The sequence below is a fragment of the Burkholderia sp. 9779_493 genome, assembly GCF_015712215.1.
In the GTDB taxonomy this organism is placed as follows: Bacteria; Pseudomonadota; Gammaproteobacteria; order Burkholderiales; family Burkholderiaceae; genus Burkholderia; species Burkholderia cenocepacia.
In genome coordinates this window covers 188,415-211,019 of record NZ_JACCQA010000006.1, presented here as the reverse complement: position 1 = coordinate 211,019, position 22,605 = coordinate 188,415, and the positions used below count along the sequence as shown (strand labels likewise).

General features: G+C 68.7%; 20 protein-coding genes. 8 read left to right on the top strand and 12 right to left on the bottom strand.

The genetic code is table 11. From position 1 onward, the window contains the following. Position 1: 1 nt before the first annotated feature. From H0X95_RS08370 to H0X95_RS08360, 3 genes are read right to left on the bottom strand one after another with little or no spacing between them, the layout of a single operon-like run. Positions 2–1,219, bottom strand: a complete 1,218-nt coding sequence (locus tag H0X95_RS08370) for a patatin-like phospholipase family protein (protein ID WP_196446021.1) — start codon at positions 1,217–1,219, stop codon at positions 2–4. Then, the gene (locus H0X95_RS08365) at positions 1,216–2,001 is read right to left on the bottom strand and encodes a 3-hydroxybutyrate dehydrogenase (RefSeq protein ID WP_006485158.1); all 786 of its coding nucleotides are present in this window, start codon (positions 1,999–2,001) and stop codon (positions 1,216–1,218) included. Before H0X95_RS08365 ends, H0X95_RS08370 begins: the two co-directional genes overlap by 4 nt. A gap of 52 nt (positions 2,002–2,053) precedes the next feature. Beyond that, entirely contained in the window at positions 2,054–2,794 is a 741-nt protein-coding gene (locus H0X95_RS08360) for an acetoacetate decarboxylase (RefSeq protein ID WP_006485181.1), read from the bottom strand. Positions 2,795–3,228: 434 nt separating this feature from the next. Here H0X95_RS08360 and H0X95_RS08355 point away from each other — a divergent pair, with 434 nt between their 5' ends. Next, positions 3,229–3,810, top strand: coding sequence for an undecaprenyl-diphosphatase (locus tag H0X95_RS08355; RefSeq protein ID WP_059720973.1), 582 nt, complete (start codon positions 3,229–3,231; stop codon positions 3,808–3,810). A gap of 24 nt (positions 3,811–3,834) precedes the next feature. On the opposite strand, the gene H0X95_RS08350 is transcribed toward H0X95_RS08355, so the two are convergent. From H0X95_RS08350 to H0X95_RS08340, 3 genes are all read right to left on the bottom strand, one after another. Continuing rightward, positions 3,835–4,068 carry a hypothetical protein gene (locus H0X95_RS08350; protein WP_006485180.1) on the bottom strand — a complete coding sequence of 78 codons (234 nt, stop codon included), beginning with the start codon at positions 4,066–4,068 and terminating at the stop codon, positions 3,835–3,837. Positions 4,069–4,219: 151 nt separating this feature from the next. Then, the gene (locus tag H0X95_RS08345; RefSeq protein ID WP_006494605.1) at positions 4,220–5,041 is read right to left on the bottom strand and encodes a siderophore-interacting protein; all 822 of its coding nucleotides are present in this window, start codon (positions 5,039–5,041) and stop codon (positions 4,220–4,222) included. Between the two features lie 38 nt (positions 5,042–5,079). Then, a complete protein-coding gene (locus tag H0X95_RS08340) occupies positions 5,080–5,787 on the bottom strand; it encodes a PadR family transcriptional regulator (RefSeq protein ID WP_012492994.1) in 708 nt (235 codons plus the stop codon). Between the two features lie 284 nt (positions 5,788–6,071). On the opposite strand from H0X95_RS08340, the gene H0X95_RS08335 reads away from it, so the two are divergent. The 6 genes from H0X95_RS08335 to H0X95_RS08310 all read left to right on the top strand — a co-directional run bounded on the left by H0X95_RS08335 (position 6,072) and on the right by H0X95_RS08310 (position 14,739). Beyond that, complete coding sequence (locus H0X95_RS08335; protein ID WP_196446020.1) at positions 6,072–6,473, top strand: hypothetical protein; 402 nt, start codon at positions 6,072–6,074, stop codon at positions 6,471–6,473. A gap of 123 nt (positions 6,474–6,596) precedes the next feature. After that, positions 6,597–7,598: an FHA domain-containing protein gene (locus H0X95_RS08330; RefSeq protein WP_034178667.1), complete on the top strand. Its 1,002-nt coding sequence runs from the start codon at positions 6,597–6,599 to the stop codon at positions 7,596–7,598. Beyond that, complete coding sequence (locus H0X95_RS08325; protein ID WP_196446019.1) at positions 7,595–11,647, top strand: TOMM system kinase/cyclase fusion protein; 4,053 nt, start codon at positions 7,595–7,597, stop codon at positions 11,645–11,647. The genes H0X95_RS08330 and H0X95_RS08325 overlap by 4 nt, the downstream gene beginning before the upstream one ends. Positions 11,648–11,681: 34 nt before the next feature. Then, complete coding sequence (locus H0X95_RS08320; protein WP_006488524.1) at positions 11,682–12,026, top strand: BMA_0021/BMA_0022 family TOMM bacteriocin; 345 nt, start codon at positions 11,682–11,684, stop codon at positions 12,024–12,026. A gap of 16 nt (positions 12,027–12,042) precedes the next feature. Next, entirely contained in the window at positions 12,043–12,405 is a 363-nt protein-coding gene (locus H0X95_RS08315; protein ID WP_006494601.1) for a BMA_0021/BMA_0022 family TOMM bacteriocin, read from the top strand. A 93-nt stretch (positions 12,406–12,498) separates the two neighbouring features. Continuing rightward, on the top strand, positions 12,499–14,739 hold the full coding sequence (locus H0X95_RS08310; protein WP_196446018.1) for a TOMM precursor leader peptide-binding protein: 2,241 nt from the start codon (positions 12,499–12,501) through the stop codon (positions 14,737–14,739). Positions 14,740–14,806: 67 nt separating this feature from the next. Here H0X95_RS08310 and H0X95_RS08305 read toward each other — a convergent pair whose 3' ends face one another. The 5 genes from H0X95_RS08305 to H0X95_RS08285 form a co-directional block, all read right to left on the bottom strand. Beyond that, positions 14,807–15,898, bottom strand: coding sequence for a porin (locus tag H0X95_RS08305; RefSeq protein WP_034203094.1), 1,092 nt, complete (start codon positions 15,896–15,898; stop codon positions 14,807–14,809). A 177-nt stretch (positions 15,899–16,075) separates the two neighbouring features. After that, positions 16,076–16,798, bottom strand: coding sequence for an SDR family NAD(P)-dependent oxidoreductase (locus H0X95_RS08300; protein ID WP_059720968.1), 723 nt, complete (start codon positions 16,796–16,798; stop codon positions 16,076–16,078). Beyond that, a complete protein-coding gene (locus tag H0X95_RS08295) occupies positions 16,776–17,897 on the bottom strand; it encodes a 2,3-butanediol dehydrogenase (protein ID WP_058902471.1) in 1,122 nt (373 codons plus the stop codon). The genes H0X95_RS08300 and H0X95_RS08295 overlap by 23 nt, the downstream gene beginning before the upstream one ends. A 1-nt stretch (position 17,898) precedes the next feature. Next, complete coding sequence (locus tag H0X95_RS08290; protein WP_059720967.1) at positions 17,899–19,203, bottom strand: MFS transporter; 1,305 nt, start codon at positions 19,201–19,203, stop codon at positions 17,899–17,901. Positions 19,204–19,221: 18 nt separating this feature from the next. Continuing rightward, positions 19,222–19,755: a 2,4'-dihydroxyacetophenone dioxygenase family protein gene (locus H0X95_RS08285; protein ID WP_006488523.1), complete on the bottom strand. Its 534-nt coding sequence runs from the start codon at positions 19,753–19,755 to the stop codon at positions 19,222–19,224. Between the two features lie 179 nt (positions 19,756–19,934). On the opposite strand from H0X95_RS08285, the gene H0X95_RS08280 reads away from it, so the two are divergent. Continuing rightward, positions 19,935–20,915 carry a helix-turn-helix domain-containing protein gene (locus tag H0X95_RS08280; protein ID WP_034203091.1) on the top strand — a complete coding sequence of 327 codons (981 nt, stop codon included), beginning with the start codon at positions 19,935–19,937 and terminating at the stop codon, positions 20,913–20,915. Positions 20,916–21,010: 95 nt separating this feature from the next. On the opposite strand, the gene H0X95_RS08275 is transcribed toward H0X95_RS08280, so the two are convergent. After that, entirely contained in the window at positions 21,011–22,576 is a 1,566-nt protein-coding gene (locus H0X95_RS08275; RefSeq protein ID WP_058902472.1) for a GMC family oxidoreductase, read from the bottom strand. Positions 22,577–22,605: the final 29 nt, after the last annotated feature.

Below are 22,605 nucleotides of genomic sequence, written 5' to 3'. Positions count from 1 at the left end.
ATTACCGGCGGCGGTGAATGTCGTGCGTGACGAAGCCCGCGTCGTTGACGGGCAGCGCGAGGCCGTCCTTCACCGCGAGCGTCTTGCGGATGTCGTCGAGACCCGCGGACCAGTGGTCGCGCATCGTCGACAGACCGAACTGATAGTCCTTGTAGTGATGCTCGTACGCCTTCTGCTGATAGATCAGATGCTGGATGTTGTACTTCTTCCCGCTCGACATCGCTTCGGCCTCGACGCACCACGGGTCGTTCTTGCGCTGCTCTTCCGGCACCTGTTCGAGCACGTGGCGCAGCACGTTGCGGTAGCGCTGTTCGCGCTGCAGCGTGTCGGTGACGAAACGCGTGCGGCTCGAGTACTGCACGTCCTTCGTGCGCTCGGCGACGTCGGCCATCGTGCGCGGCAGCGGCCCGCGCGCGCTCCACAGATCGACCTGGAACGCGAGCGTGTCGCGGCGCGGCCGGGCGCGGAGCACTTCCATCAGCGGCGTGTTCGACACGACACCGCCGTCCCAGTAATACTCGCCGTCGATCTCGGCGGGCGGGAACGCGGGCGGCAGCGCACCGGACGCCATGAAATGCTCGGGCGCGAGACGGATGCGCGAGTTGTCGAAGTACACGAAGTTGCCGGTGCCGACGTTGACCGCGCCGACCGACACGCGCGTCTCGCCCGAATTGATCCGGTCGAAATCGCACAGTTTCAGCAGCGTCGCGCGCAGCGCCGACGTGTCGTACCAGCTGATTTTTTCAGGATGGTCGGACACGCCCGGCAGCGGCGGCGGAAAGCGCGGCACGAAGAAGCCCTGCTGGCCCTGCATCATCGCGCTGGCGGCCTGCGACGCGGTGAAGAACGTGCGGACCTGGTCGATGCTGTTGAACAGCGCGAATTCGAACGCGGCCGGAATCGTCGGAAAGAACGCCGGCTGGCAGATCGTTTCCCAGAATTCGCGCAGGCGCTCGACGCGATGCTCGGGCGCATTGCCGGCGATCAGCGCGGTGTTGAGCGCGCCGATCGAGATGCCCGCGATCCAGTCGAGCGGAATGCCCGCCTCGTGCAGCCCTTCGAACACGCCGGCCTGGTACGCGCCGAGCGCGCCGCCGCCCTGCAGGACGAGCGCGATCGTTTCGTACGGCAGCGACCGTGCGGCCGCCGGCGCGCCGGCTTCGTGGTGCAGGTCCGCCGCATCCACGGCCTGCTTTTCGGTGCGGGCGTGCGGCTTCATTGCATGAACCAGCCGTGGCTGACGATGAACGACTGGCCCGTGAGCGCGGCGCTCGGGAACGCCGACAGGAACAGCACCGTCTGCGCGACGTCCTGCACCGTCGTGAACACGCCGTCGACCGTGTTACCGAGCATCACCTTCTTGATCACTTCCTCTTCGCTGATGCCGAGCTCCTTCGCCTGCTCCGGAATCTGCTTGTCGACCAGCGGCGTGCGCACGAAGCCCGGACACACGACGTGCGAGCGCACGTTGTGCTTCGCGCCTTCCTTCGCCAGCACGCGCGCCAGGCCGAGCAGACCGTGCTTGGCCGTCACGTACGCCGACTTCAGCGGCGACGCTTCGTGCGAGTGCACCGAACCCATGTAGATCACGACGCCGCCGCGATCGTCCTTGTACATATGCTTGAGCGCGGCCTTCGTCGTCAGGAACGCGCCGTCCACGTGGATCGCCTGCATCTTCTTCCAGTCGGCGAACGAGTAGTTCTCGATCGGGTTGACGATCTGGATGCCCGCATTCGACACGAGGATGTCGACCGAGCCGAACGCTTCGGCCACCTTGTCGATGCCGGTGTTCACGGCTTCCTCGTTGGTCACGTCCATCGCGACGCCGATCGCCTTGCCGCCCGCCTTGTTGATCTCGTCGGCGACCGCGTTCGCGCCGTCCTGGTTCAGGTCGGCGATCGCGACGGCCGCGCCTGCCTTGGCGAGCTCCAGTGCGATTTCCTTGCCGATGCCGCTCGCGGCGCCCGTGACGACTGCGGTCTTGCCATTCAGGTTGCTCATGTTCGAATTCCCGTGGTGAAAGGATTGACAGGGAGAAAGGACTGCGGACGTGTTACTGAGCCAGGTAATCGTAGACGACTTCGCCGAGGCCCAGCGTCAAATCCGCGACGAGGTGGCGCGCCTCGACGATCTCGAGCACCGGCAGATCGGCCACCGGCGCGAGCGCGTGCGGCGCCAGCTCCAGCGATGCGGGGCCCGTCCATGCGCCCTTCATCTTGATGTCCTGCATGTAATAGCGCACCAGTTCGCAGACGCGCGCGGTGCCGTCGACGTGCGGGATGATCTTCAGCAGGAAATTGGGGCCGGCGAGCCGCTTCGTCTGCTCGTCGATGTCGAGTTCCTTGTGCTTGTAGCCCATCGTGCCGGTCGCGACGCGCACCTTGCCGTAGTCGAGCGTGCCCAGGATGTGATCGGTGTTCACGTGCAGCGTGGGCGACGCGAGCTTCTTCGGGAAGCCCCACAGCTCGCGGCCGCCGGCGATCGGCGGATGATCGTCGAGATACATCGCGAGCGTATAGCCGCCCGCCTGACCGTTGTATTCGACCGGGATCACCTGGCCGCTTTCGGTGTAATCGCCGAAGCCGGTCGAATCGGCCATGCGAATGAATTCGTAGTGGACGAGCGGCTCGGTGACCTGCAGCGGCTCGGGGACGATTTCACGGAGGCGGTCCGGATCGGTGCGGTACGTGATGATCAGAAACTCACGATCGACGAAACGGTACGGGCCCATCGGGAACGCAGGGCTGGTCAACGGCATCGCAAACGCTTTCGATCGGACATCGCTGGGTTTCATGCGGACTCCTTGTTGTTGATCGTTTCGTGGATGAGTGGACGTAATCGTATGCCTGTGCGTTGCCGTTGTGCGATGCCGCATCTGGAATTAATTGTTGCCGATTTCGAATAATTTGCGGCGTAAATATTGAGATGAATGAGACAAACGGCCTGGACGGCGTGCCGGCCGGGCCATGGTCGCACGCATCGATGACGTCATCGTGTGAAAAGGGTGAGTCTTTACGGGAGCAAGGGTGAGCCTTTACGGGAAACGGTCGCGCGGGAATATGACAATTGTGTGAACTTGTGTTGCAGTGCAGGCTCTAAGTGCGTTCGCCGCGCGGGCCTTGTCCGGGCGGCTGCCGCATTAAGCACCGCTTAAGCGGCGACGCTCTAGCATCGTTCGACTCCGGCCGGGCAACCGGCCGATCCTTGACGCCCCACGCAACCGGATTCATGCAGAACCTCAATCTCGCCCTCTTTTCCGCCATCAACGCCGGCGGTGCACCGCACCCGGGCGTTGCCCGCCTCGCGATCTTCGCCGCCGACTGGCTCGTCTATGCGCTGCCCGCGATGCTGCTGCTGACCTGGATCTTCGGCGCACGCCCCGCGCGGCGCCAGGCGATCGAAGCCGGCGTCGGCGTCTGCGTGGCGCTCGTGCTCGCGCAGATGCTCGGGCATGTCTGGTTCTCGCCGCGCCCGTTCATGGCCGGCGCCGGCACGCAGCTGATTCCGCACGCGCCGGACAGTTCGTTTCCGAGCGATCACATGACGTTCGCGTGGAGCATGGCGGTCGGCCTGCTGCTCGGCGGCACGACGCGGGTCACCGGTTTCGTGATGGCGGCGATGGCCGTGGCGATCGCGTGGGGGCGCGTCTATGCGGGCGTGCACTGGCCGTTCGACATGGCGGGCGGGGTGCTGGTCGGCACGGTGGGCGCGCTGGCCGCGCACCTGTACGGGCAACGCGTGACCGCGCTGCTCGAACGGCTCGGCGATTCGGTGCATGCGGTCGTGATGGGGCGCCGGCAGGCGCCGTAAGCAGAAGGAAGCGGCGGAACGCCGTCAGCCGGACGAGCCGGATGTGCGGGCCGATTCGGCCGAGGCGGACGGGCTGCCGCCCGCATCGTGCAGTTCAGGCGTATCGGCCGGATGCCGCGCGGCATCGCGGTCGAGGGCGCTTTCCTTCAGGATCGCGCACATCGCGACGAACAGCGCGAGGACGACCGCGGCGAGGCCGCAATAACCGGCGATCTTCAGGTGGCGAAGGAAAGGCGAAGCGTGGCTTTCTTTTGTCATGACCGGGCGCTCCTGGGCGGGCTGCGGCGGCTGTCGCCCGACAGCGGCGTCGCAGACATACATATATACCCGCCGCGATGCCGGTGCCAAGCCCGCTGCTGCGCCGGCGCCACGATTGTTTCAGCCGCCGGTCGAGCGGTATCCGCCCCGCTCAGTCTTCCAGCGTTTCGTGCACGGCCGCCGCGCCGCGCTTCCAGTAGGCCGCCGCGCGGATGCGCGACTTGTCGACGCCGCGCTCGCCGGTCAGGTGCTGGCGCACCGCGCGCATCGACAGCGCTTCGCCGGCCGCCCACACGTAGCCGTCGCCGGACGACGGCAGCGGCAGGTCGCGCACGGCATTCAGCAGCGCATCGCCGTCCGCCGCGTCGGCTTCGGCGCGAAAGCGCCAGATTTCATGCACGTCGGCGCGCGTATCGAACGAGATCTGCGCGGTGCGATCCGCGACTTCCAGCACGACCGCCGCGCGCGCGCCGGCCGGCAATTCCGAGAGACGCCGCGCGACGGCCGGCAGCGCCGTATCGTCGCCGATCAGCAGATGCCAGTCGAAACCGGTCGGGACGACGAACGAACCGCGCGGGCCGCCGATGCCGAGCCATTGGCCGACGCGTGCCTGCGCGGCCCACTGCGATGCCGGGCCCGGATGGTTCAGCACGAATTCCAGATCGAGTTCGCGGGCGGCGCGGTCGAAGCGGCGCGGCGTGAAGTCGCGCGCGACCGGCTTCGGTTCGCCGGCCGGAAACTCGGGGCCGTTCGCGCCGAGCGTCGGCAGCGCGGGGCGTTCCGCGCCCGGCGGCGGGAAAAATACCTTCACGTGATCGTCGAACGACGCGGATTCGAAATCCGCGAGATCGGGGCCGCCGAGCGTGACGCGCAGCAGATGCGGCGTCACGGGATGCACGCGCAGCACTTGCAGCAGGCGGAACTTGAGGGTGTGGCGCACGCGGGTGACGGTGCGCTCGGATGTGTTCTGCATCGATCCGTTCTCCTTGGGTGGTGACGGGACGGCGCGGATCACGCGCCGGCGCCGCCTTCGATTTCGGCCGTCGCGCGGCGCATGATGGCCGCGATGCGGCGTTGTTCGTCGGCGTCGGCGGCGCTCTTGTGCAGCAGCGCGCGCTTGAGCGCGAGACGCGCCTCGACGAATTCCGGCAGCCAGCCGGCTTGCGATTCGTCCTGCGCTTCGTTGCCCGCCGATTCCCCGGCGAACGCGCGCCGCATGAACTCCATCTTGCGGGCGAGGTGCGTGAGGCGCGCGAACAGCGTGTCGACGCGTTCGCGCTGGGCGTCGAGATGCGCGCGGCCTGCGTCGGTCAGCGCATAGCGCTTGCGGTTGCCTTCCGCTTGCGACGCGACGAAGCCGACTTCCTCGAGATAGGTGAGCGCCGGATACACCATGCCGGGGCTCGGGCTGTAGAAGCCGTTCGAGCGTGTGTCGAGCGCCTTGATCAGTTCGTAGCCGTGGCTGGGCTGTTCGGCCACCAGCGCGAGCAGCAGCAGCTGGAGATCGTCGGAGCTGAACTGGCGGCCGCGCGGCATGCCGTCGTCGCCGAAATCGCCGAAGCCGCGCCCGCCACGGCCGCCGAACGGGCCGCCGCCGAATGCATCGTGGCCGCGACGGTGGCGACCGATCGCGTACCAGAGACCGGCGAATCCCTCGGGGTGGTCATGCGCACCATGACCGTCGCATCGGGCATGGCCGCGGAAGTGGTTGTGTCGCATGATCGTGTCCTGTGTGTCGTAAAACATATCTAAAGATATATATCGAAAGATACAGCGTCAAGGGGATTATTGAGGGCGGGATGGTGGGGCGGGGCGTGCGACGAGGCGGCCGTTGGGGGCGTTCCTGCGATGTCGTGGGTGAATCGATCCCGGCGACCGGGCGGGCGCGATGCCGCATCCGGTGTCGCGGCCGTTCGATCGACGCCTCCCGATGCATGGTCGTGCGGATACACCTGCGTTTGCCGACTACCCCGCGAGACATTCGCCGCGATGCGGCGGGATTCATGAATAAGTTAAACAGGGAAGATTATAAAAACGCCGAAGAAAACTATTTTAAAAATCGAAACGGTTTTATTTTATTTTCCACCGTGCAAACAAGAATTCCGCGTTGGCAAAGGTCATTAATCCGACTCCGTCATTCAATATCATCGTGTCGGCCATGGCGCATGGATCACGGCAGAGCGAGCCACGATGAAGAATTTCGACCCTTTATCCGTCACCCGAAAATTCATCGAAAAGGTAAAGCATTGCAATATAAAATCGTTATCCAGGTATGCCGGTTGCGGAGCACGATTTTATTTGGCAGGATTTTCATCGGGATGCCAGACTTTAAAACAACAAAGCGATCGACCATTCAATTTGCCGAAATAACGCGCGACGCTTGGGCGACCCTTGCAGGAAGCTGACCAGAAAAACAGGTAACGAGGCGGCGAACGGGCGGCACTGTTCGCGATCATTGAAGCAATCGCTTGCCCGGCAGCGTCGATGCGTCACTCGAACGATCCGGGCGAATCCGACACGGGGCGGCCATGGCGATACTCAAGAACGACGCTTCCGGAGACGCATGCCTGCTCCGCGCGTATCACGTGTTCGGCCGCGACGACGCGCGCTGCGACACGGTCATCCGGGACGGCTCGGTGTCCCGCGTCCACGCCCATATCCGCTGGGTCGGCGGGCTCTGGGAGCTCCACGATCACAGCAGCAACGGCACGTCGGTATCGGGCGTCTCGCTGCGCGACGGCGAGCATGCGGTGCTGCAGCAAGGCGACGTGATCCGCTTCGGCAGGGCCGGCATCGCGCCGTGGCGCGTCGAGTCGCTCGACGATCCGGCCGATACGCTGTGGCCGATCCGCGGCGCCGCCGCGCCGATCGTGCTCGCGCCATGCCAGATCCTGCCGGCGCCTGCCGCGCAGCCGGTCACGATCGTTCGTTCGCCGGCCGGCGAATGGCTGTGCGACGACACGTTGCCGCCGCGCGCGCTGCATGACGGCGACGAAGTGTCGACCGGCGACTTCGCGTGGCGCCTCGCGCTCGCGCGCCACGGCTCGACGGTGATGCTCGCCGCCCCCGCCGATCCGGCCGCGCCGGCGCAATTGCTCGAATTCTTCGTCAGCCGCGACGAGGAGCACGTGCGCATGCTGCTGCATGTCCGTGGCGGCGTGGTCGACCTCGGCGAACGCGCCCATCACTACAGCCTCGTCACGCTTGCCCGCGCGCGCTCGGCCGACATGCAGGCCGGCTACGACGCCGCCACGCAAGGGTGGATCGAACTCGACCGGCTCGCGCGCATGCTCGGCATCGACGCGTCCCATGTCAACGTGCAGATCCATCGCGCCCGGAGCCAGTTCGCGGCGCTGCCGGGGTTGGGCGCGAGCCAGCTCGTGGAGCGTCGGCGCGGCAGCGTCCGCTTCGGCGATGTGCCGTTCCGGATCATGCGCGGCGAGCATCTCGAATGCGAGTCGGTGCCGGCCGTCGGGCCGCGTCTCGGCGTGCCGCGCGCGGTGCCGGGCCCGGTCGTCCATTGCCCGTGAACGCGGGAGAACCGGCCGTGCTACCGACCGCGTCTCACCCCGCCGTCCGCCCGGACGCACCAGAACCGTCGAAGCGCGCGGCGCCTTTCGCGACGCTCGCCGGCAAATGGCATTACCGGCTCGGCGCGCTGCTCGGCGAAGGCGGCAACGGCGTGGTGTTTCGGGCGACCTGCGACGAGACGGGGCACGCCGTCGCGCTCAAGCTGATGCGCGACGACGCCGCGCTGGTTGCGCCGGAGCGGATGCGACGGCGGGCACGCTTCCGGCGCGAGACGAGCCTGTGCGAGGCGCTGCGGCATCCGAACATCGTGGCGCTGCTGGACCAGGGCGAGGCGCCCGACGGGCGGCTGTTCGCCGTATTCGAACTGGTCGAGGGCCGGACGGTGCGCGACCGGCTCGCGGCGGACGGGCCGCTGTCGGCCATCGACACCGGGCGGCTGATGACGGAGGTGCTCGACGCGCTCGCGGCCGCCCATCGGCGCGGCATCGTGCATCGCGATCTGAAGCCGCAGAACATCGTGATCGCGATGGCCGACGACGGGCCGCACGCGAAGCTGCTCGATTTCGGCATCGGCGCGTTGCTGCCCGGCACCGAAGACATCGCGCGCCAGACCGCGACGCTCGCGACCGAGGTGCTCGGCTCGCCGCCCTACTGCGCGCCCGAGCAGTTGCGCAACGAGCCGCCGACGCCCGCCAGCGACCTGTATGCGTGGGGCCTGATCGTGATCGAATGCCTGACGGGCGAGGTCGTCATGCAAGGCGCAAGCGTGGCCGAGATCCTCTATCAGCAACTGAGCCCGGTGGATGTGGCGCTCCCGCCGTCGATCGCGGCGCTGCCGCTCGGCGCGGTGCTGCGGCATGCGCTGAACAAGAATCCGCGGCAGCGCGCCGCGTCGGCCGAGGCGCTCGCGGCGCAGTTTCGTGCGCTCAACTTCGCCGCGCTCGTCGGCCAGTTCGACGCCGGTCGCGCCGGCCGGCACGCGCGTTCGCGACCGCTTGCGCCGCGCGGCGAGACGATCGCGGAGGTGGGCGAGTACCGGCAGATCACTACCCTGTGCTGCTGCGTGACGATCGCCGGAGAGGGCCGCCAGCGCCATGCCGGAACCGAGCACGGGATGGTGCTCGACGGCTACGAGGAACAGTGGCTGACGAAGTGCGCCGATATCGCTGTCGGTTACGGCGCGCATGCGGGCGGACGGCTCGGCGACACGCTGCTGTTCCATTTCGGCCTGCAAGGCGACATCGACCGGCCCGCCCGCCGGGCAGTGCGGGCGGCGCTCGACATGGTGCGCGTCGCCGAGCGCGCGCGGCTGCCGGTGCCGCCGGCCGCCGGCGGCCGTGCTGCTGCCGGCGCGGAAGAAGGCTGGCGGGTCGAAGTGGCCGCCGCGATTCACGTCGGGCAGGTGCTCGCGCAGGCGTCGCACATGTCGGGCGTGTCGACGCCCGCCGCGGCATCGCGGCTGTTGCGGCTGGCCGGCCCGGGACAGATTCTGATCAGCGACGATGCGCGGCTCGTGCTCGAACGGCATGCCGATTCGCGGCCGACCGCGTTGCGGCTCGCGCGCGCGGGTGTCGTGTCGCAGCCGGTTCATGAACTGCTCGGCGAGCGGCACGCCGATACGCCGTTCGATTCGCTCGATGCCGGCAGGCGCACGCCCATGGTCGGCCGCGCGCGCGAGCTCGACGCGTTGCTGCGCGCGTGGCAGGACGCGCACGAGCGGCATCGTCGCGCGAGGCGCGGCGAGCCGGCGCCGCCCGGCGTGCCGCGGCTGGTGATCGGCGATGCGGGCTTCGGCAAGTCGCGGCTCGTGCACGAGCTGTGCGAGGCCGTGCGGACCCGCGGCCATGCCTTCGCGCAGTGCGGCTGCCTGCCCGAACGCGAGAACCACGCGTTGTTTCCGGTCCTGCGGTTCATCGCCGCGCACTGGCAGGTCGACGCCGATCGCGCGCCCGGCGCGGCGCTCGCGGCGATCGACGCGATGATCGCGCCGCTCGATTGCGACCATGCGGCGGCGCGTGTCGCGCTCGCGACCTGGCTCGGGCTGCCCTGCGATGCGAACGGGCTGCTGTGGTCGAGCGCGCGCGAGCAGCACGCGCTGTTCGACGTCCTCGAGCAACTGATCGTGTCGCTCGGCAACGGCGCGCCGGTGCTGCTCGTGATCGAGGACGTTCAGTGGCTCGATCGCTCGACCGAGGAGTTTCTCGCGTATCTGCAGCACTCGCCGCGCGCAGCGGCACTGTGCATCGTGCTCACGTCGCGCCCCGACAAGCTCGCGCGCTGGCGCGGCGCGACCGATCGCGTGGTGCTGCGCCGCCTGCCGCGCGACGACGCACAACGTCTGATGTCGGCGCATCTGGGCCCGGGCGCGTTCGATCCGGTGTGGCTCGACCGGCTCGCCGATCGCACCGCCGGCATTCCGCTGTTCATCGAGGCCGTCGCGCGCGAGCTGACGGTGAGCGGCGCGGACGGTCCGCTCGCGGGGCCTGCGGCAACGGACCCGTATCCGCTGCCGCTCAGCCTCGGTGGCATGCTCGGCCTGGCCTTCGACCGGATCGACGACGCGCGCGACACTGCGCAGCTCGCCGCAACCATCGGGCTCGAAGTGGATGCGCAATTGCTCGCCGACGCGTCGCCGCACGATCGGGTCACGCTCGACGCGCATCTGCGGCTGCTGCGCGAGGAGCGGATCGTGTATGCGCAACATCGGCGCGACCGCGTGTTCTATGCGTTCCGCCATGCGCTGATTCGCGACGCCGCATACGAATCGATGCCGCCCGCGGTGCGGCGCGGCAACCACGCGCGCGTCGGCCGTGCGCTGCTCGCGCAGGCCGATCGCGGCGCCGGGGCGCATGCGTTCGGCGTCGCCGGACACTTCGCGCGCGCCGGCGCGTGCGCGGACGCGATCGCGCACGGCATCGACGCGGCGCGCCGCGCGCTCGAACGTTCGCGATACGACGATGCGATCCGTTACGGGCAGGCCGTGTTCGATTGGCTCGCCACCGCCGATCACGCGCAGCGCGAGCACGACCGCGCACGCATCCGCGCCACGTTGACGCACGCGACGATGGCGCGCTTCGGCTGGGCCGATGCGCAGGTACGCGAGCATGCGGAACAGTTGCTGCGGCAGACGCAGACGCTCGACGACCCGGAGCTCGAGATCAGCGCGTTGTGGACGCTGTCGACCTACTACCACGTCGCTGGCGACCGCGCGACCGTGCGCCGGATCGGCAAGCGGCTCGACACGCTCGCGACCGAGCGCGGCGAGGCGGGCGTGCAGGTCGCGGCGGACGCGATGCGCGGCATGAGCCTGTGGGTCGACGGCGACTATGCGCGCGCGCGTGCCGCGTTCGACGCGGTGCTGGCCGGTTACGACGTGCGACGCGACGCGGGGCACCGGCGCATCCTGGGGCTCGATACGCGCGCATGGACGATGGCGTCGCTCGCCAGCGTGCGCTGGTGCATGGACGACGATCCTCAGCCGGCGCTCGCGATGGCGCACGAAGCCGTGTATCGCGCGACCTGCCTCGATCATCTGCCGACGCTCGGCGTCACGATGATGTACCTCGCGCGCACGCATCAGCTCGCGGGCGATCGCGACGCGGCGCGAGCAGTGTCCGAGGCGATTCTCCGCCTCGCGGACGCGCACCGGCTGCGCGCGGTCGGGCACTACGCCGCGATCATTCACGCGTGGACGCAACGCGATCGCGCGGGCGTCGTCGCGCATCTCGACGCGCAGCGGCAGTCGGGCGGCCTGCTTGGGCTGACCTACTACGCATCGCTGCTGGCCGAACTGGATGCCGAACGCGGCGACCATGACGCGGCGCTCGCGCAGATCGGGCAGTGTCTCGCCTGGTGCGAATCGAGCGGCGAACGGTATTACGAAGCACAACTATTGCTGAAGCAGAGCGAGTACTTGTGCCGGGCCGATCCGCGTTGCGGCGGCGTGGCCGCGCTGGACGCATGCCGGCGCGCAGTCGAAATTGCAACGACGGCGGGCATGGGCCGCATCGCCAGGCTCGCCGAAGCGACGTTGCAGTCGTTGCCGTAAGCAGTTCAAACCCGTCATTCAGGAGAGCAGACCGATGAGCAAGGATCTTCGATTACCGACGTACGAACAGTTTCTCGAATACCGCGCGACCGTCATCCGGGCGATCGCCCTCGCGTGGCATTCGCCGGCGTTTCTCGACAAGCTCGAGGCCGATCCGGTCCACGCATTGCGCGAGCAGTTCGACTATCACTTCCCGTTCAAGCTCGACCTGAAGGTGCAGCTCAAATCGTCGGAATGGACGCCGACCGTCAACGGCGACTGGACGGCCGGCCAGAAAAACAGGCTCACGCTGTACCTGCCGCCCGCGCCGGCCGACGAGACGCAGTTCGCGCAGGCGCTGGCCGCGTACAACGCGGACCACATCACCATCATGGAATGACTCCGGGGAAACCGACATGGCAAAGGACAACGCGAATCCGACGCTCGAATCGATGCTGGAGTTTCAGAAGGTCTATCTGCGTGCGATCGCGCTTTCGTGGCGCGACCCGGCGTTCAAGACCGAATTGCTGGACCGGCCGCTGGATACGCTCGCGAAATACTTCGGCTATCAGTGCCCGTGGATCATCGACATCGATATCGAGAAGACGGGCGGCGATCATGGCTGGACGAGCGACGGGAAAGGCGGCGGGAGCTGGAACCTGCCGCGCAACGTGATGACGGTCGGCATACCGGAGCAGCCGGTGCACCTGGACGAGGAGGCCGTGGCGCTCGCGGCCTACTGCGACGCGGGGCCGTGTTACCTGTTCACCTGCTGTTGACCGGGCGCGGCCGACCCGCGCACCGTCACGCGGCCCGGAGCGGTTGCCCGGGCCGCGCGACGTTTGTCCGACCCGTCGCACGGAGCCCGATGCATGCTCGATGATCTTTCGCGCGTGTTGCGCTTCAAGCCGCACTTGCTCGTGCTCGATGCCGGGCCCGATACGCTGTTCGTCGTCGACGAATTCAAGCGCGCGATGCTGTCCGGCGCGATCTTCGTGCGGATCGCCGCGTGCCTGCGAGCGCGCATGACGATTGCCGAGATCGTGACGTCGCTGGCCGGCACGTTCGGCGAATGGGACGTGCTCGCGCGGCTCGACCATCTGGTGCGGCGCGGCTACGTGCGCGCCGATCCGCCGCACGGCGACGATGCGGCGCGCGGCTATTTCGAGCGCGCCGGGCTCGACGGCGACGCGGCGTGCGCGCGCGTCGCGCAACTGCGGGTCGCGGTGGAGACGTTCGGTGCGGACGGCGCGCCGCTCCGGCGCGCGCTCGACATGGCCGGTATCGGCATCGCCAAGGAAGCCGAACTGACCGTCGCGATCGTCGATACGCACGACCGCGACGATCTCGCCGCATGCGCCGCCCGCGTGGCGGCGCGCGGCGGTGCGCTGCTCGTCGTCGCGGCCGGCGGTGTGCAGACGCTGATCGGGCCGTTGCTGGCCGGCGGCGTCGACGCGCTTGCCGACGCGCCGTGCGTCGAATGCGTGCGCTACTGGATTCGCGTCAACCGGCCGGTCGAGGCGCTGCTGGCGCGCCGTCATGGCCGCGACGCGACGCACGTGCCGCCGGCAGCCTCGCGAGCCGGGGCCGCGGCGGCGGCCGCGCTCGTGGCCGCGACGGTCGAGCAGATCGCGGTCAACCGCGCGGTCGCGGAGCGTTTGCAGACGCATATCGTCGCGCAGCGCCTCGACACGCTGACCGTCGAACGGCACCGCGTGGTCAGGCGGCCGCAATGCCCGTGCTGCGGCCATCCCTTGTGGATGCGCGAGCAGGCGGCGCGTGCGCCGCGGCTCGCCGCGCCTGCGCCGCTGGCGCGCGCGGACGGCGGCTACCGGACCGCCGATCCGCAGCAGGTGTTCGCGCGCCACGCGCACCTGATCTCGCCGGTCAGCGGCGCGATCGCGTATCTGCATCCGATGCCGAAGCGGCACGCGGGCCTGCGCAAGGTCTATGCGTCGGGCTTTCTCGTGTGCCCGGCCGCCGTACCGGACAGCAACCGGTTCGACAGGCTCTGCTCCGGCAAGGGGCGCACCGACGAGCAGGCCCGCACCAGCGCGCTGTGCGAGGCGCTCGAACGCTTCAGCAGCGTGTATCAAGGCGACGAGGCAACGGTGACCGGCAGCATCGACGGCCTGCGCGCCGATCCGGCTTGCGACGCCGAGCCGATCCACGTGAACGCGCTTCAGCAGTTCAGCGAACGGCAATTCGACGCGCGCGACGCGATCAACGCATTGACGCGCGATGTCCGCAAGCAGGTGCCGCCGCGCTTCACGTCGCGCGACGTGATCGACTGGACGCCTGCGTGGTCGCTCGTCGACGGTCGGCGCCGTCTCGTGCCGCTGAGCTATTGCTACGCGGAAACGCCCGACAGTGCGCGGGCGCCTGCCGCCTGCGTGCACAATCCGAACGGCTGCGCGGCGGGATCGAGCCTCGACGAGGCGATGCTGCAAGGCATGCTCGAGCTGATCGAGCGCGATGCGGTCGCGATCTGGTGGTACAACCGGATCGAACGCCCCGGCATCGATCTCGCGAGCTTCGCCGATCCGTACTTCGACGCGCTCGTGCACGAATACGCGACGTTCGGATGGCGTGTGTGGGCGCTCGACATCACCACCGATCTCACGGTGCCGACCGTGGCCGCGCTCGCGGAAAATCTGCAGGACGGACGTTTCTCGATCGGTTTCGGCTGTCATCCTGATGGCAGGATCGCGGTGCAGCGCGCGCTGACCGAGGTCAACCAGTTGCTCGATATCGCGGCGGATGCGCCCGATCCGTGGGATCGCGACATGCTTTCGTCGACGGGATTTCTGTATCCGGCGCCAGGCACGCCCGCCACGACGCATTCGACGTGGCAGCCGCTCGATATCGCGTCGTTGCCGGCGGCGATCGCGCATTGTGTCGGGCGGATCGCGGCGGCCGGGATGGACGTGCTCGTCGTCGACAAGACGCGGCCCGACATCGGGTTGTCCGTGGTGCAGGTGATCGCGCCCGGGCTGTGCCATTTCTGGCCGCGTTTCGGCGCGCGGCGGCTTTATTCGGTTCCGGTGGCGCTGGGTTGGCGTGCGCGGCCGTGCGACGAAACGGCGCTGAATCCGGCGCTGCTGTTTCTGTGACCTGCGCGCGCAATCGTGTTGTCGGCGAACCGCGCGGGCTGCCGGAACGTCGACAGCCCGCGCCGGATCAGAACCGCGTACTGAACCCCACCCGCGCGATCGACTGCAGCGCGCCGCTCGATGCGCCGTTCGCATCCATCACGCCGTTGATCTGCGCATTGCTGCCGTGGCTCGCGCGTTGATGCACGCCGGCCACGTACACCATCGTGCGCTTCGACAGCCAGTACTGGACGGCGGCGAGCAACTGGTGCGCGTGCGCGTTGTCGAGCGTGTCGTTGCCTTTCATGTACGTGTAGCTCGCGCCGATCACCCATACCGGCGACGGCCGCCACGCGGCGCCGGCTTCCGCCGACCACGCCCCCGCGCCGTTCCGCGCGTTGTGCACGGTCGTGACGAGCGCCTTGCCCGTGACCGTGCCGAACGTGTAGTGCACGCCCGCGCCCCAGTTGCGCACGCTGGTGGGCGGCAGCCCGCCGGCCGCGCCGTATTTCTGGTTCGTATAGGCGGCGCCCGCGCCGAACGGGCCGCGATCGTAGCTCGCGCCGATGCTGACCGTGTTGTTCGCACCGATCGATCCCGCGACGTTGCCGAAGCCGTACAGCGCGCCGACAGTCAGGCCCGACAGCGACGGGCTCGTGTACTTGACCGAATTCGCGACGCGATTGCTGCCCGCGACGCGGTCCCAGTCGAATGCGCCGGTCGGGTTGTTCGGCAGCGCGAGCCGGTCGAACGGCCCGTTGCGAAAGCCGTACAGGCCGACGAGATCCTGCGCGATCTCGTTGCCGCTGGCGGCCAGCGCATCGACCATGAATTCGTACTGGTTGCCGAGCGTCAGCGTGCCGTACCGGTCGTTCTGCAACCCGACATAGGCCGTGCGCGCGAACAGCCCGCCGCCGATGATCGAGCCGTTGCCGAGCGAATACTGGTTGACGAGCCGGAAGATCGCGCGCGTGCCCGCGCCGAGATCCTCCTTGCCTTCGAAGCCGAGCAGGTTCGGAAAGAAGATGTTGTCGTCGAATTTCGCGGCGCCGTGGCCGCCCTGATTGCTGACGTAGCTGATGCCGGCATCCATCAGCCCGAACATCGTCACGCTGCTCTGGGCGAATGCCGCGGCCGGAAGCGTGCAGGCCGCGAGGGCCAGAAAGGTCTTTTTCGTCATCTCCAAAGTGCTCCTCACATGATCCGGTCGAGCCGGATATTTTTTAATGGGACTACTGATTGATATGAAGAAACGGGAACCGGGCGAACCCGGTTCGGCGACGGTCACGGGAAGCCGTGACGTGCAACGCGCCTCGGCAGATCCGCGTCGATCCGTCGATGCGCGGCGTGTCGAGCGCTAGACCGTCGAATACCCGCCGTCCACCGGCACGACCGCGCCGGTGACGAACGACGCGCCGGGCGAGCACAGGAACAGGATCACTTCCGCGACTTCGTCGGTCGTGCCCCAGCGCCCGAGCGGCGTGCGCTCGACGATGCGGCGCGACGCCTGCGTGTCGGCCATCAGCGCGCTGCTGAGCGGCGTGTCGATCCAGCCCGGCGCGACCGCGTTCACACGGATGCCGTGATCGGCCCACGCCTGCGCGAGCGAACGCGTGAGCTGCGCGATGCCGCCCTTGCTCGCGCTGTACGCGGGCCGGTCCTTGCTGCCGAAGTACGTGTACATCGACGCGATATTGACGATGCTGCCGCCGGTGGCCGCCAGCGCGGGCAGCGCGGCGTCGGAGGCCCGCATCACCGACGTCAGGTTCACGTTCAGCACGTGCTCGAACTGGTCCATCCGGTATTCGTCCGCGTGGCGGCTGATGCCGACGCCGTTGACGAGCGCGCCGAGCCGCGGCAGCCCGGCGATCGTGCGCGTCAGTGCCGCGCCGTCGGCCACGTCGAGTTCCACGCACCGGATGCGGTCATGCACCGGCGCGTGCGGACCGGCGGCGTCGAGCCCGAGCGCGACGACCGACGCGCCGGCCTGCGCGAACCGCAGCGCGGTGCGCGCGCCGATGCCCGACGTGCCGCCTGTCACCACGACGGACTGCCCGTCAAACGCCCACTGACGATTCATGTTCGGCACTCCCGATGGTGGTGGCGCGACGGGCTGGCCGCTGCGCGGGTGAAACGAGGATCTTGATCTGCGTGCGATCGGCGAGCAGCGCGTCGAAGCCGTCGGCGACGGCGTCTTCGAGCGACACGGTGCGCGTGACGATCGACGTGAGGTCGAGCGCGCCCGACGCGACGATGCGCAGCAGGTCTTCGTACGCATGCCGATAGCCGACGCTCGCGGTGAAGGTGAGTTCGTCGTTGACCGCGCGGAACGCGTCGAAACCCGCGTGCGGCATCAGGCCCACCATCACGACGCGGCCGCCCTTGCGCAGTGCCCGCATCGCTGATTCGAACGTGGCCTGCAATCCGGCCGCCTCGAAGCTCGCATCGACGCCGAGCCCGCCCGTGGCCGCGCGAATCGCGTCCTGCAGCGCGGACGCATCGAGCCCGCGCGCATCGAACGCGTGCGTCGCGCCGAAGCGCGTGGCGGCCGCGAGCCGTTCGGGCGACACGTCGACGGCGACGATCGTCGTCGCGCCCTGCCGCTTCGCGAGCATGATCAGCAGCAGGCCGATCGGGCCGAGCCCGAACACCGCGCAGGTCTCGCCGAGTCGCAGCTCGCCGCGTCGCAGCGCGTGCAGCGCAACGGCGGCCGGCTCCATCACCGCGGCCTGTTCGAGGCTCACGCCGTCGGGCAGGCGATGCAGCATGTAGGCGGGCACGACCGCGAAGTCGGCCATCCCGCCGTCGCCCATCAGCCCGGCGAAGCCCATCGACACGCACAGGTTGTACGACCCCGCGCGGCAGTACGCGCACTGGCTGCAGCGATACTCGGGCTCGACCGCGACGCGGTCGCCCGCGCGCAGCGTCGTCACGCCTGCGCCGACTTCGACGACGGTGCCGCAGAACTCGTGGCCGAGCGTCAGCGGCGCGGTGCGGCGCGACAGCGGATGCGGCGCGTCGACCGGAATCGCGTGCGGGCCGTCCGCATATTCGTGCAGGTCGCTGCCGCAGATGCCGCAATACGCGACCGCGATGCGCACGTCGCCGGGGCCGACGTGCGGCGTGTCGATTTCCACGAGACGGACGTCGCGCGGGCCATGCCATTGAAGTGCGCGCATGTCAGCGTCCTCCGAGGTTTTGCGTATCGAGGCGGCCGGCCGCGGCGCCGGCGAGCGCGCGCTTGCGCAGCACGGCCGGCGCGGTTTCGACGAGGCCGAACGACAGCACGCACGCGAGGATCGCGCCGGTGGTCGACGTCCACATCGCGAACTGCAGGCCGTACTTGTCCGCGGCGAAGCCGGCGACGGTCGGTGCGACGAAGCCGCCGATCAGCTCGCCGGCGCCCATGATCAGCCCGAGCGCGCTCGCGATCGCGCGCGGCGGCACCGTCTCGGCCGGGATCGTCGCCATGAACAGCGTGAAGCAGCCGAGGCCCGTGTACGTGACGAACACCAGCGCGCCGAGCGCCCAGACGGAACCGACGTGGATCAGCACGACCGGGCACACGGCCGCGATCAGCGCGAACGCGATCATCGTCGGCTTGCGGCCGATCCGGTCGGAGATCGCCGGCACCGCGAAGCCCCAGAACACCCACGCGGCGCCGAGGCAGGTCATCACGACGCCCATGTCGGCCGGCGACAGGTGGCGGCTTTCCACGAGGAATACCGGCGCGAACGAGATGATCACGACGAACCACGTGAGGAAGCAGCAGCTGATCAGCACGCAGAGCAGGATGTTGCGCTCCTTCAGCAGCGCCCAGCGGCTGACCGTCGCACCGCCGGCGGCCGGTGCCGCGGTGGTGTCGGCCTGCGCGTGGCGCACGCCGCCGGGCGGCGCTTCGCGCACCCAGCGCCAGATGCAGAACGCGATCAGGAAGCCCGGAATGCACGACACGTAGAACGCCTCGCGCCAGCCGTACGCGGTGGCGATGCCGATCACGACCGGCGGGCCGATCATCGCGCCGAGCAGGCCGGCGGCCGAGCCCTGCAGCAGGCCCATGTTCAGCCCGCGGCGGCTCGGCGTCGAACTTTCGACCATCAGCGATTGCGACAGCGGCAGCACCGGCCCTTCGGCGATGCCCATCAGCGCGCGAAACGCGATCAGGCTCGCGAAGCCGCCGACGAGGCCCGACAGCGCCGAGCACACGGAAAAGCCGAGCACGGCCGCGATCAGCAGCGGCTTGCGGGTGCCGCGCGCGTCGGACCATGCACCCGTGGCGGCGCCCGACAGCGCCCATGTGAGTGCGAGCGCGGACGACACCATGCCGAGCTGCGTGTTCGTCAGGTGCAGCTCGGCCGACATGAACGGAAACAGGAACGACAGCGCGAGGCGGTCGAAGAACACGAAGCCGAACGTCATGAACAGGATCAGCAGCAGCCTGTTCTCGTACGTCCAGGCGGGCCGGGAGGAGGACGGGGAAGTCATCGTGAGCCTCGCCGCGCGTCAGCGGAACAGCTTCTCGATCGCTTGCGCGCCGAGGCCGACCTTCTCGTAATGCGCCTTGCACATCGCGATGTACGAGTGCACGTCGAAGTAGCCGTCGGGATTGCCTTCGTCGTCGAGCCAGATCAGCGGGCCCTTGACGATGAAGAACGCGCGCATCGGCTCGGGGTGATCGAACGCGACGAGCGTGTGGCCTTCGCCCGGCGTCTCGTACACGAAATCGCCGCGCGTCGCGGTCCATTCGTGTTCCAGGTAGCCCCATTTCCCGGACAGCGTGTACGCGAACACCTCGTGCGGGTGATAGTGCCGGTTCACGAGCCCGGCTTCCTTCGCCATCAGGATGTCGCACCATTTGTTCTGCGACGGCGAGATCCACAGCGGCCGCGATGAAACCGTTTCGGTGAACGGAACGTAATAGCGCTCGTCGTCGGTGGCCGCGTTCGGGATGTAGGCTTCGGGCAGCGCATCGGGCTTGAACGGATTGGCAATCGCCGGGATGTTTTGCCAGAATTCGGATACGGCTTTGTCGACCACGGTGTGTCTCCTTGTATGTAGGGGTGTCGTGGGCTCGACTTTAGCCAGCCGGTGCGCGCCGCTCTTGACTGGGCTGGACGAATTGCTTGACCGCGCCGGACATTGCATCGCACCAGGATCCAGACGAACCATCCCCCAATCCGTGCCGCTCCGCACGACAGGCGCCAGCAGGAGGCGACGTGACGAATTCGACCGTTTTTTCACGCACGCGAGGTTCGACGGCCGACGTGCCGGCGCGCGACAGGATGGCGTACTGGGATGCGTTCAACGCGGCGACGCTGGTCGGCCTGCGCTGCTCGTCGCTGTCGCCGGCCGGGCTCGAAGTGGAGAAGACCGACATCGCGCTGCCGGGCCTCGGCATCGCCGACATCAGCGGGCAGGATCACGTGATCGAGCGCAGCCCAGCGCTGGTGCGCCAGTTGCCGAAGGAATCGCTGTTCGCGTGCCAGATCCTGAGCGGGCGCGCGTATTTCATCCAGCGCGACCGGTGCCTGCTCGCGGAAGCCGGCGATGTCGTCGTCTACGACACGCGCGTGCCGTATCTGTTCGGATTCCTGACGCCGATGCGGCAGTTGCTGATCGATATCCCGATCACGACGCTCGACGACCGCCTCGATGCGGAGCTGGCCGCGCTGCCGCTGCGGATCGCGCCGAAGCCGGGTGCGGGCGCGATGCTCGGCGCGACCTTGCGCGCGAGCGTCGAGCGGTTCATGAAGGCGCCGGTCGAGCGCGACGCCGCGCGGTTCGCCGAGCACACGCGCACGCTGATCGCGGCGCTCGTCGATGCGGAGGTGAACGGCGCGGGCGCATCGCGCGCGTCGCTGTCGTACCTGCTGACCGCGAAGCAATACATCGCGACGCATCTCGGCGAACCGGAACTCGGGCCGCAGGCCGTCGCCGATGCGGTCGGGCTGTCGCTGCGGCATCTGGGGCGCCTCTTCGCGGCCGAAGGCGAGTCGATCACGCAGCACATCTGGTCGGAGCGGTTGTCGCACGCGCATCGCGAACTGACCGACGCGCGGCTGCGCAAGACGAGCATCGGCGAGATCGCGTTTCGCTGGGGGTTTTCGAGCCAGGCGCACTTCAGCCGCGCGATCCGCGAGCGCTACGGCGCGTCGCCGATGGCGCTGCGCGACGCGGCGCGTGACGCCGCGGGCTGACGCCGGTTTTCCGACAGGTCGACGGCGGCGCGTGCATCACGCGCCGTCTGCGTTTTCGGCACGGCGTGCTGCGGCGCACACGCACGTGCATTGCGTCACGCCGTCAACATGAACGCCGCGCAGCGCTCCGCGATCATGATCGTCGGCGCGTTCGTGTTGCCGGACACGATGCGCGGCATCACCGATGCATCGCAGATCCGCAACCCGTCGACGCCTTGCACGGCGAGACGCGGTGTGACGACCGCGTGCGCGTCGCTGCCCATGCGGCACGTACCGGCCGGGTGATAGACGGTTTTCGCGCGACGCCGCACGTAGTCGGCGAGCGCGGCGTCGGTCAGCGTCTCGGCTTCGCGAACGAGGCGGGCGAGCGATGGCGCGCGGAGAATCTGCCGCGCGAGCCTGACGCCGCGCACGAGGCCCTCGACGTCGGCCGGGTCCGACAGCGCGCCGCTGTCGAACAGGATCGGCGCGGCCGGATCGTTGCCGCGCAGTTGCACGGTGCCGCGCGAGCGCGGCCGGAGCAGGCACGGGTTGATCGACAGGCCGTGGCCGGGCAGCGGGGCGCGGTCGACGTCGCCGACGAGCGTCGGCAGCACGTGGAACTGGATGTCCGGGCGGCCGCCACCGGTCGTATCGACGAACGCGCCCGATTCGACGACGTTCGACGTCAGCAGGCCGGAGCGGCACAGCATCCATTGCAGCCCGTGCCGCAACGCCCGCCACCCGCGATCCTCGCCGAGCAGGCTGACCGGTGCCTGGGTGCGGCCGTAGATCGATACCTCGAGGTGATCCTGGTAGTGCGCGCCGACGTCGCGGCTGTCGTGCAGCACGTCGATGCCGTGCGCGTGCAGGTGCGCGCCGGGGCCGATGCCCGACAGCATCAGCAGCTTCGGCGTGCTCAGCGCGCCGGCCGCGAGCACGACGTCGGCGCGCGCGGCGGCCGCTCCCGTCGCGCCGCTCGCGGTGCGCCATTCGACGCCGCTCGCGCGGCGCCCGTCGAACCGGATGCGCGTCACGCGGCAGCCGGTCAGCACGCGCAGGTTCGGATCGGCGATCGCGTCGGCCAGATAGGTGGCCGCGGTGCTGCCGCGCTGGCCGTCGAAGATCGTCGTGTGATAGAAGCCGACGCCATGCTGCGCGGCGCCGTTGAAGTCGTCGTTGTACGCGATGCCGGCTTCCTGCGCGGCCTTCACGAACGCGAGGCTCAGCGGATGCCGGAAGCGCGTGTCGCCGACCTTCAACGGCCCGTCGGTGCCGTGGAACGGCTCGGACAGCCGCAGATGCGATTCGGCGCGCTTGAACACCGGCAGCACGTCGTCCCAGCCCCAGCCGGTGCAGCCGAGCGCGGCCCAGTCGTCGTAGTCGTCGCGCGTGCCGCGCACGTACAGCATCGCGTTGACCGAGCTGCCGCCGCCGAGCGTGCGGCCCTGCGGCACGTAGGTCTTGCGTCCCGCGGCGCCCGGCTGCGGCTCGCTCTCGAACGTCACCGTCCGTTGCGTGCCGAGCACGCGGATGAACGTCGCCGGAATCCGGATGAACAGGCTGTCGTCCTTCGGGCCGTCCTCGAGCAGCAACACGCGCCGGCCGGCCTTCACCAGCCGGTGCGCAACCGTGCAGCCGGCCGAACCGCCGCCGACGACGATGTGGTCGTACGTCTCCATCCCGCTTCTTCTCCTTGCTGTCGGGCGGC